A 2176-nucleotide genomic window follows, 5' to 3' on the forward strand; every position below is an offset into this window, starting at 1 on the left:
CGCGCCTCGATCCTGGCGCTGCTGGGGGACCGCCCGATGCACGGCTACGAGATGATCCAGGAGATCGCCGAGCGCAGCGGGGGAGCGTGGAAGCCGAGCCCGGGTTCGGTGTATCCGACGCTGCAACTCCTCGAGGACGAGGGGATGATCAGCAGCGAGAGTGACGGCGGCAAGAAGCTGTACGCGCTCACCGACGCCGGGCGCACCGAGGCCGAGGCGGGACCGCAGGCCCCGTGGGAAGAGGCCGGGCGCGGCATCGACTGGGAGGCCATGCAGGAGGTCCGGCAAGCCGGGTTCGGGCTGATGGAGGCGTTCGCGCAGGTCTGGAAGACGGGCAGCCCCGAGCAGCGGCAGAAGGCGCTGGCCGTCATCAACCAGTCGCGCAAGCGGCTGTATCTGATCCTCGCCGAGCAGGATGACGAGGATGCTGAAGACGCCGGGGTCGCCGAGGGCGACGAGGGCTGAGTGGGGCGGCGGGCCAAGCCACCAGCGCGGCGGGCTAAGCCACCAGCGCGGCGAGCTTGCGCAGCGACTCGTCCAGCGCCGCAGTCGCCGAGTCCTTGAGCTTTCCCGCCATCAGGGACACCGCCGCCCCCGTGAAGTCGCCGTCGACGCGGACCGCCGTCGCGTCCCCGTCCGGCGTCAGCGCATAGCGCATGCCGAGGTGCACACCCATCGGGCCCTTGCCCCGGGTGGCGAGCACCCGTCCGGGTTCGTACTCCTCGACGGTCCAGGTCACTTCGGCCGGGAAGCCCATCAGCCGCATGTTCTCCTGGTAGGTCGCCGCGGGCTCCGGCGCGGCGGGGGTGCCCTGCGGGAAGCCGTCGTGGGTGACGTTCCAGTCGCCGTACGAGGAGAAGTCGGTGAGCCGGGCCCATACCTTCTCGGCCGGTGCCTCGATGCGTAACTGCGCGCTGACCTCGGCCATGGGGCTACGTCCCTTCCGGGCGTCCGGCGACGGGGCTACGCACCGTAGCCGCGCCGCCCGGAACATTCAATACTGACGAACCGTCAGATCGCGGTTTCCGGGTGGAAAGCGGCCGCAGTCGCGGCAGGCGGCGCGCCCGGGGCGGGCGCTCCAGCAGCCGGTCGACGTGTTCCCGGCGCAGCCCGTGCGCGGGGTCGATCGGCAGCAGCAGCTGGTCGCGCCGCAGTCGGGACCGGCTCACCAGCCGCTCCGGCATCACGTCGTCCACCCAGGCGAACGGGCGGCCCGCGGCGTACCGCAGGATCGGTGCCCACTTGCGGCCCGAGAAGAGGTCGAGCACCGGCAGCTTCGGGTCGTCCGGCCGCGGCACGTAGCCCGTGAACTCCACGACCGGCAGCTGAGGCAGTTCGAGGAGTGGCGCGATATGGCGGTTGGCCTCGTGCTCCCAGGTCGTGGCCCAGACCAGTTCGTAGGTGGAGGACAGGTCCCGCAGCCAGTTGGCGTGGGTGACGGAGAGGAGGACGGTGAAGTCGAGGATTTCGTAGGCGGTGAACCCGTCGGACGGCAGGACCGGGTTGAGGACACCGTCGACGTCCAGGAAGAGCAGCGGCCGGGCGGTCATAGGACTCCTTGGCGGCACTGTGTGGCGGAAAGGCGCGGTTGTGAGTGGGGGACGGCGCCCGGGGCGGCCCCGGTTGCGTGCCGCGGGAGTTTCGAGGGGTTTCCGAGTCGGGAGGAAGGCCGGGTTCTCTCCTCCCCGAGGATGATTTCCGGTCATCCGTGCCCAACTACCGTGGGATGCGCACATGCTTCCCGCAGAGGACGCTTCGGCCTCAAGGGACTGATGGGGTGAGAGCGTGCGAAATCCTACCCTTTCCGCTTCCGCCGACCCGGCCGCCGCCGGGTTCGAGAACCGGCTGAGCGAGCGGCTCACCGCCGTGGTCACCGGGGCCCGTCGGCGCGCCGTACGCGACGGGGACCCCCACCTCGACACGGCTCACCTGCTGCACACCCTGGTGGAGAACGACCCGCGGGTGTGGGGCGCGTTCGCCGGGGGTCCGCCCCAAGTGGTGCGGCTGCTCGGCTATCTGGTGCAGCGCACCATCGGCTACGGACTCCGGTGGAGCGGCGCGGTCGAGACCTCCGTGACCGGCGCCGGTGACGGGGTGCCCGGCTGGTCCCCGGCGGCCGCGACCGCGATGGCGGCGGCCGCCGGGCGCGCCGCGGCGAGGGGCGCGATCCTCGCCG

General features: G+C 71.6%; 4 protein-coding genes. 2 read left to right on the forward strand and 2 right to left on the reverse strand.

All coding sequences use genetic code 11. The features are described 5' to 3' along the window. On the forward strand, nucleotides 1–465 hold a 465-nt coding region (locus tag EEJ42_RS32060), incomplete at its 5' end, for a PadR family transcriptional regulator (protein ID WP_123105415.1). Nucleotides 466–499: 34 nt separating this feature from the next. On the opposite strand, the gene EEJ42_RS32065 is transcribed toward EEJ42_RS32060, so the two are convergent. Then, nucleotides 500–928, reverse strand: a complete 429-nt coding sequence (locus EEJ42_RS32065; protein ID WP_123105417.1) for a type II toxin-antitoxin system Rv0910 family toxin — start codon at nucleotides 926–928, stop codon at nucleotides 500–502. Between the two features lie 4 nt (nucleotides 929–932). Then, a complete protein-coding gene (locus tag EEJ42_RS32070) occupies nucleotides 933–1550 on the reverse strand; it encodes an HAD domain-containing protein (RefSeq protein ID WP_184503369.1) in 618 nt (205 codons plus the stop codon). A gap of 235 nt (nucleotides 1551–1785) precedes the next feature. Between EEJ42_RS32070 and EEJ42_RS32075 the strand changes: the two genes are divergently transcribed. Continuing rightward, nucleotides 1786–2176, forward strand: a 391-nt coding sequence (locus EEJ42_RS32075; RefSeq protein ID WP_123105419.1) for a peptidase, incomplete at its 3' end; no start/stop codon positions are given.

The organism is Streptomyces botrytidirepellens, assembly GCF_003721215.1.
Lineage (GTDB): Bacteria > Actinomycetota > Actinomycetes > Streptomycetales > Streptomycetaceae > Streptomyces > Streptomyces himastatinicus.

What these genes read in the sequence shown, in the direction of transcription:
- EEJ42_RS32070 (WP_184503369.1), bottom strand. Translation starts at nt 1,550, where the DNA reads ATGACCGCCCGGCCGCTGCTCTTCCTGGACGTCGACGGTGTCCTCAAC.
- EEJ42_RS32065 (WP_123105417.1), bottom strand. Translation starts at nt 928, where the DNA reads ATGGCCGAGGTCAGCGCGCAGTTACGCATCGAGGCACCGGCCGAGAAG.